Here is a 384-nt window from a genome sequence, read left to right as displayed (position 1 = left end):
CGGTGGTGGACGCGGTGCGCGGACACACACGCGCGCGGGCCGCGGAAAGCGCGGTGATTGAGCCCTTCGACGACGACTTCGGCGTGGAGTCCGCGGCGCGCACCGCGCTGGCCGAGGCGCGCAGCGTGGCGCGAGCCGGAGGCCTGGAGCCGTCGGTGCTCGGCGTGCCGGATGTGGACGCGATGCTGGAGGAGGTGCGCGCGGCTCGGGCCGCCGCGTGGCGCTACACGGCGACGACGGGCGTGGCGGAAGCGGTGGCGGGCTGGTGGCGCACCGCGCGCTGGCTGGTGCTGCCGCTCATCAACCTGCCGCTGCTCGTGCTGCTGGGACACGTGGGCTACCGCGTGGTGCGTGCCTACGTGGAGGGCCCCCTGTTGCCGCTCG

The 384-nt window shown here is 75.5% G+C and carries 1 pseudogene; it reads left to right on the top strand.

What is annotated here, in order from left to right:
• Positions 1–384 (top strand): annotated as a pseudogene (locus tag D7Y04_RS43720) (hypothetical protein); the annotation flags it as partial.

Source organism: Corallococcus sp. AB038B, assembly GCF_003668955.1.
Lineage (GTDB): Bacteria > Myxococcota > Myxococcia > Myxococcales > Myxococcaceae > Corallococcus > Corallococcus exiguus.
This window is presented reverse-complemented; position numbering and strand designations above follow the sequence as displayed.